The 7,244-nt window shown below is 37.5% G+C and carries 3 protein-coding genes; 2 read left to right on the top strand and 1 reads right to left on the bottom strand.

Translation table 11 applies throughout. The annotated features are described in order from the left end of the window. Positions 1 to 109 precede the first annotated feature (109 nt). Together BM146_RS08275 and BM146_RS08280 are read left to right on the top strand one after the other, a co-directional pair. The gene (locus tag BM146_RS08275) at positions 110 to 2,437 is read left to right on the top strand and encodes a DUF4214 domain-containing protein (RefSeq protein ID WP_074887129.1); all 2,328 of its coding nucleotides are present in this window, start codon (positions 110 to 112) and stop codon (positions 2,435 to 2,437) included. A gap of 296 nt (positions 2,438 to 2,733) precedes the next feature. After that, entirely contained in the window at positions 2,734 to 6,843 is a 4,110-nt protein-coding gene (locus tag BM146_RS08280) for a DUF4214 domain-containing protein (protein ID WP_074887133.1), read from the top strand. A 184-nt stretch (positions 6,844 to 7,027) separates the two neighbouring features. On the opposite strand, the gene BM146_RS08285 is transcribed toward BM146_RS08280, so the two are convergent. Beyond that, positions 7,028 to 7,244 (bottom strand): transposase (locus BM146_RS08285; RefSeq protein ID WP_177201623.1); only part of this gene is annotated, 217 nt, incomplete at its 5' end.

Raw genomic sequence — 7,244 nt, forward strand, 5'->3', positions numbered from 1 at the left:
TAAACATTGAATGAGGGACTGTGAGTCTCTATAGATTTTTTTTTATTTCTGATAAAACACTTAATTATTAAGGAAAAGAATTGAGTTTTGTTGTGTGAAAGGATTATATATGAAAAAGAAGTTGATATGTTTAATTACTGCAATGACACTTGTATTGTCGCAGGGAATAACATCTTTTGCTGTAGAAAATGTTGGGGAGCTGATAGATAGTGAAGTAGAAATACAGGAAGAAATATCATTAGCTAACACAGATAGCTCAGAAAATGTGGTAAATGAAATTACAGATGGAGCAGAAAAATCACAGGAAGCTGTAACAGAAGGCTCAGTAGAGGCTGTATCAGCAGAGGAAGCTAGTTTGGCAGAGGGAGATGCTTCATTAACTGAAGCTTCAACAGAAGTATTGGAAGCTGTGACAGAAAGCTCTGAGATAATATCGGCAGCAGAAGGTATTTCTGGAGACGCATTAAATGCTTCATTAGCAAGCTCAACAGCTTTGGAAGGCAAGGAGTTAGAAGAGCAGCTGAAACAGATATATGAAATTGAGACATATGATAGTGGTGTGGCTGTAGATGAAGAATTTGAACCTAATGAAAATTCTGACACAGCAGCAGTAATTGAAACTAATAAAGACTATTCTGGAGTGTTATCAACAGATAAGGACATAGATTATTATAAATTTACTACGACAGAGACAGGAATTATATCTTTTAGTTTTAGTAATAAACCAAGTGAAAGTTCTTCTAATTATTGGACAATTAAGCTGATTGGAACAGAATGTGGTGATATGTATTCCACCAAGGTATATGGAAGCAACTTAATAACAGTATCTTCACCAACATATGGCGTAAAACCGGGAACATATTATATCAAGATAGATGGTTATTATTATTCACATCCAACTGATGTGAATTATACTATTAGGGCAAATTTTACAGCAACAACAGATTGGGAAAATGAATTAAACCAAAGTGCTGACACAGCAAATGAGATTATCCCGGGACAAGAAATTGAGGGAAATCTATATAATAACAAGGATGTTGATTATTATAAATTTATAGCACCAGAAAATGGCACAATATCCTTTGATTTTAGAAATGTTAGAAATGATTCAGGTTCGAGCTCTAATTATTGGACAGTTAAGTTAATTGGAACAGAATGTGGTGATATTTATTCCACCAATGTATATGGAAGCAATTTAAAAACAGTATCATCACCAACCTATGGAGTAAAAGCAGGAACATATTATATCAAGATAGATGGATATTATTATTCACATCCAACTAATGTAAATTATTATATCAAAGCTAACTTTACAGCAACGACAGACTGGGAATTTGAAGATAATGATAGTACTGATAAAGCTACAGTTATATCAACTGGTAAAAATATAAATGGTAACTTATATAATGACAAGGATGTTGATTATTATAGTTTTGCTGTTAACTCTCCTGGTAAGATATCATTAGATTTTAGTAACAAACATTTAGATAGCAGTAGTAACTGGACAGTAAGACTTATCGACCCATCAGGTAAAAACATATATGAACAAAAGGTTTCTGCTAACAATTTAAAAACAATATCGTCTGATGTATTTGATGCTGCAGCGGGAACATATTATATCAAGATAGATGGATATTATTATTCACATCCAACTAATGTGAATTATACAATCAAAGTCAACAGCACATCAGCTTCCGCAGGAGCAGAAAGTTTTGTTACACGTCTTTATAATGTAGGCCTTGGCCGTTCACCTGAAGCGGATGGACTAAATTATTGGACAAACAGTCTTATGAGCGGAGAGAAGAAAGCAGTAGATGTTGTACAGGGAGTTCTTTGCTCACAGGAATATAGCAATAAAGGCAAATCAAACGGAGAAGTTGTAAACGATTGCTATCAGTCAATGCTTGGAAGAGATGCTGATGCATCTGGATATGCTGACTGGACATCACAGCTTGATGCAGGAATGTCAGTAAATGCTATCTTTGCAGGTTTTGTAGGAAGTGAAGAATTTGCTAACCTCTGCGCATCATATGGTATTCAGCCAGGAACATTTACACTTACAGAAGAGCGTGACAAAAACGCTGGTGTTACAAAGTTTGTAAGCCGCCTTTATACACAGGCCCTTGGAAGAGCATACGATGTAGATGGACTTAATGACTGGTGCGGAAAAATAAATGCCAATCCATCAAGAGAAAATATTCTCAATATTTCAACAAACGGATTCTTCCATTCACAGGAGTTTACAAATAAAAACCTTAATAACACAGAATTTGTAAAGGTTCTGTATCGCACATTCCTCGGAAGAGAGTATGATGATGCAGGACTTGCAAACTGGGTAGGACAGCTTGATCGTGGCGAAAATACTCGTGATGGAGTCATCGGTGGATTTGCAAACTCACAGGAATTTAGCAATATCATGGCTCAGTACGGACTATAATTTTCAAAAACTCATAATAAAAGGCGCTTGATGTAGCTTATCACTACATTGAGCGTCTTTTTTTTGAGAAAAGAATAGAAAAAGAACTATTGTAAAAACAATATACTTAGTGATAAAGTAAGCGCCAAATATATTTCACTCATTTTAAAATATGTTGCAACATCCTTTCAAAACATATTGAAAAATCGTTTTACCGTATTGCACGTTATGTCTCATCGTCTATAATGAAATTCGGACTAATTAGAATAAACCTAATGATATATCGGTTACATGCCAAAAAGGTAGAAAGGGTTTCAATGAAAAAAAGATTTCTTTCTTTGCTCTTATCAGGAATAATGTTCTTCACATATCCTGTGGTTGCATTCGCTGAAGATACTGGTGATGTTGCAACCATTCTTTTATCAGAAGAGTCTTTTGATGATACTGAAGAAAATTTAGAAACAGACGAAGTCTCAGCGTCTTCAGAAAAGACTTCTGACGTAGGCACTAGTCTTAGCGAAGCTACTTCGTCAGTCTACAATGATACAGCGCCAGTTAGCGATGAGGCCACAACACTTGACGGCGAAAAAATATATTCGGATATAAATTCAACTACGATCCCCTCTTCCAATGAGGCTGATACAGATTCAAACAAAGAAAGCACAGAGAAAACGGGATCACTTCATGGCAATTTTTCTGCCAGTGACAGTGTTTCCTTAAATGACAATTCTTCTGCCAGTGACAGCGTTTCCTTAAATGACAATTCCTCTGCCAGTGATAGTGCCTCCTTAAGTGGCAATTCCGATGCCAGTACAAGCACATCTTCAAGTGAAAGTTCCGCTGATAGCTCTTTTTCCATTGACGAATCATACATCGAGGCAATGGAGCCTGAGACCATCACAGTTAACATAGAGGAGAATGAGGTTGACAATCTCCCCGATGAGGAAAAACTATTTGCAAAATATGTTGATAAGCAATTTGGCGTTGACTACTTCGAGCAGGATACAGCTCTTAGTACTATGCTTTTCAGACGTGCTTCAGCTTACAATAGCTTAACTGATAATGAAAAAAAGCTTTATGACAAAGCTTATGATTTGATTTCCAGGGTGGCCAGCGGACAGACAAGCGATACTAAGATTGAGTTAACTACGGAAGAACTTGGAATATCTCTCGACGAAATTCAAGTTGAAGATTTGTTTGACTATTCATATTCAAACAATATATGGACTCGCAACATAAATACAGACAAAAAGAATCAGGGGATTGAGAGTTTAAAAGCTCAACTTGAAATTGATGGTACAAAGATTATAACTGCAATAATATCAGACCACCCAGAGTCACTTTATTGGTTTGGCCGACAATACGCCATTGGAAGCTTCGCTTATTCTTTTGGCGAAAACAATGGAGAAATAAAAAAGACCTCCGAAACTGCAGGAACCAAAGATGGCTTTATTCAAGTAGCAAAATTCATTATTTCTTTTTCTGTATCGCAATCCTATGGGTTGGCGTCAGATGACAGCCATTACTACACATATAAGGCGGATACTGAAAAAACCAGTGCTACTTCAACAGCTTTAGCCAACGCACAAGATATCGCTGACAGTTTTGCAGACCTTGACGATTTCGAAAAGATTGTTGCTTTCAAAGAAAAAATCTGTTCTTTGGTAGAATACAATTACACCGCTTCACACAATAGCGTATCCACCATGGGTAGTAATCCATGGGAACTAATTTATGTATTTGATGATGACCCGGAAACTAACGTTGTCTGCGAAGGTTATTCAAAAGCCTTTCAGTACTTGTGTGATATAAGTAGTTTTAATAACTATGACCTCTATGTTCTTTCCGTTACGGGTGAGATGAACGGAGGCCCGCATATGTGGAATATAGTTCATATTGATGATAAAAACTATCTCACTGACGTTACTAATTGCGATGGGGATATTATGCCTCAGGGTAATACAGGTCTTTTCATGAAGGGTTACACCTCCGGTGACGTTAATTCCGGATACATTATAACTCGGAAAACCAATTCTACTAAAAAAGAGATTTCATACACATACAGCAATGACATGTTAAACCTCTATTCTTATGATCTTTCAGAATTGGCTCTTAACGACAACGATTATAGTTCTGAATCTATGCCTGTTGATCCTTTCAGCTACACTATTAAATTTGATCGTAACACAGGAAATTATAAAAATATGAATAGTATGACCTGTATCAATGGTCAGGACTATAAGCTTAATGCAAACGTGTTCACAAAGGACTGTAACAAATTTGTAGGTTGGAACACCAAAGCAGATGGTACAGGTAAGTCTTATTCAGATGGTATGACCGTAAGGAATCTCGCTACCGAAGAGGGACAGATTATAACCCTCTACGCTCAATGGAAAGCAGATCCAGACATCTGTGATCATAAATCATTTATTGATGGTCATCAAATCACCTGTTCTTATGTTATAACAAAGGAAGCCACGGCCACCGAGTATGGGCGTATGGAAAAACGTTGTGATTACTGTGGAAAAGTAATTGAATCAAAAGACATTCATCCATATGATACTTATCGGATTGAAAAGTCAGATGGTACATTTGTAGAAGTAAAAGGCTATTTTGATCATGATTATGCTAAAAAAGCGTGGGAACTTACCAACAAGTATCGTAAAGAGAAGGGACTTGACGAGCTCACATATAATGAATGCACACAGGCTGATTCTGATACAAGAGCGTTAGAGTATGCCATATATAACTCATACTATCGTCCAAATGGTCAAAAATGGAATACTCTTACAGCACAGTGGAAAGATGGAGTTGAACTTGGAAACGTAGGAAAAAAGACTCCAGATGAACTAATTGCAAACTGGACCTCATACTCGATATACAGCACTGACCTTTTGGGAGCTTTTGCGGCGTCATCTGTCGGATGCTTCCATGTAGTGAATTTTACAGCTAAAGATGGAATTACAGAGAAGATTTCCTGGACACAACAGTTAACTTTAATAGATGCGGACAGCGAACAAACTGCAATTACCAAACAGCCTGAGAGTGTTATTGAAGCTACCTCAAGGAATGTTACCTTTCAAATAATAGCAACAGGAGTAAGGAAATATCAATGGCAGTACAGAGCGGTTGGGAATAACAGTTGGATCAATTGTTCTGAGTCTGGCAACAATACAGACAAGTTGTCTTTTTATGTAACTGCAGATACATATAACAAAGAATTCAGATGTGTAGTGACAGGAACAGATGGCAGCAATCACATAAGTGATGTTGTTAATGTAAAGCCCAAAATTACTTACACAATTTCTTTCGATAGGAATAGTGGCGACAGGGGTTATATGTCAAGTCTGTATAGTTGTGTGAATGAAAAAGACTATGTCCTTCCTGAATGCACCTATACTAAGGCTAATAGTATTTTCCTGGGGTGGAACACCAAGGCAGATGGCAGTGGAGTAACTTATGCTAATAAAGCAACCGTTAGGAATTTGGCTACTCAAAACGGCCAGACCATAACACTCTATGCCCTGTGGAAGACAGAAACACAAAAGACAGAGCCGCAAAAGACAGAACCTCAGAAAACAGAAACACAAAAGACAGAGCCACAGAAGTCAGAACCACAGAAAACAGAACCGCAGAAAACACCTTCAACATCATCTGAAATAAATGTAATCAATATCTCACCTTCAGATGGAGCTGCTATTTTTGTAACCAGCCTTTATGAAGTATGTCTGAATCGTTCACCTGAGACGGAAGGTCTTGAATATTGGACAAACTCTCTTACAAGCGGTGAGAAAAAGGCAGTAGATATTGTACAGGGTGTTCTTTGTTCACAGGAATATTCCGGAAAAGGCAAATCAACTGGAGAAGTTGTAAACGATTGCTATCAGTCAATGCTTGGGAGAGATGCAGATGAAGGCGGATATGCTGACTGGACATCACAGCTTGATGCAGGAATGTCGGTAAATGCAATATTTGCAGGATTTGTAGGCAGTGAAGAATTTGCTAACCTTTGTGCATCATATGGTATTCAGCCGGGAACATTTGTACTTACAGAGGAACGTGATAAAAACGCAGGCGTTACAAAATTTGTCAGCCGCCTTTATACACAGGCGCTTGGCAGAAACTATGATGTAGATGGTCTTAATGACTGGTGCGGAAGAATTAATGCGAATTCTTCAAGATCAAATATCCTTAATGTTTCAACAAACGGATTCTTCCACTCTCAGGAGTTTACTAATAAAAACCTTACTAACACAGAATTTGTAAAGGTTTTATATCGCACATTCCTCGGAAGAGAGTATGATGATGCAGGACTTGCAAACTGGGTAGGACAGCTTGATAGAGGTGAAAATACCCGTGATGGAGTTATAAGCGGATTTGCAAACTCACAGGAATTTAGCAATATCATGGCTCAGTACGGTTTATAATAATATATATTTAAAGGGGCTGTCGCATTAGATGATTAAATCATCTGGACGATGGCCCTTTTTCAGGCCTAAAAATCGGTACTTATATCTGCTTTCTGCTCATATCTCATATTTTTAGAGTAACTTAATAGTCCGAAGATATCTTCGGATCAGATACAGGAGTTTGATTTTTAAGGATCAAAAATTATGCCGTTTTCTTTAGCTCAAAAAGATGAGTTCCTGTTCGGCCGGCCATGATCTTGTGATGCAGTTTATTGATATCGAATCCGATTGCAAGCAACACACTTTGTGCAAGAACATTCTTCGTCCCCTTATACAAATATCTTCTGAAGTTCATGTCTTCTTTTACATTTGCAAATGAACCCTCCGCCTGAATGCTTCGGTTCATTCTGAGCTGCGTG

Origin of the sequence: Butyrivibrio proteoclasticus (assembly GCF_900115735.1) — a bacterium.
Classification (GTDB): domain Bacteria; phylum Bacillota; class Clostridia; order Lachnospirales; family Lachnospiraceae; genus Butyrivibrio; species Butyrivibrio proteoclasticus_B.

What these genes read in the sequence shown, in the direction of transcription:
- BM146_RS08275 (WP_074887129.1), top strand. Translation starts at nt 110, where the DNA reads ATGAAAAAGAAGTTGATATGTTTAATTACTGCAATGACACTTGTATTG.
- BM146_RS08280 (WP_074887133.1), top strand. Translation starts at nt 2,734, where the DNA reads ATGAAAAAAAGATTTCTTTCTTTGCTCTTATCAGGAATAATGTTCTTC.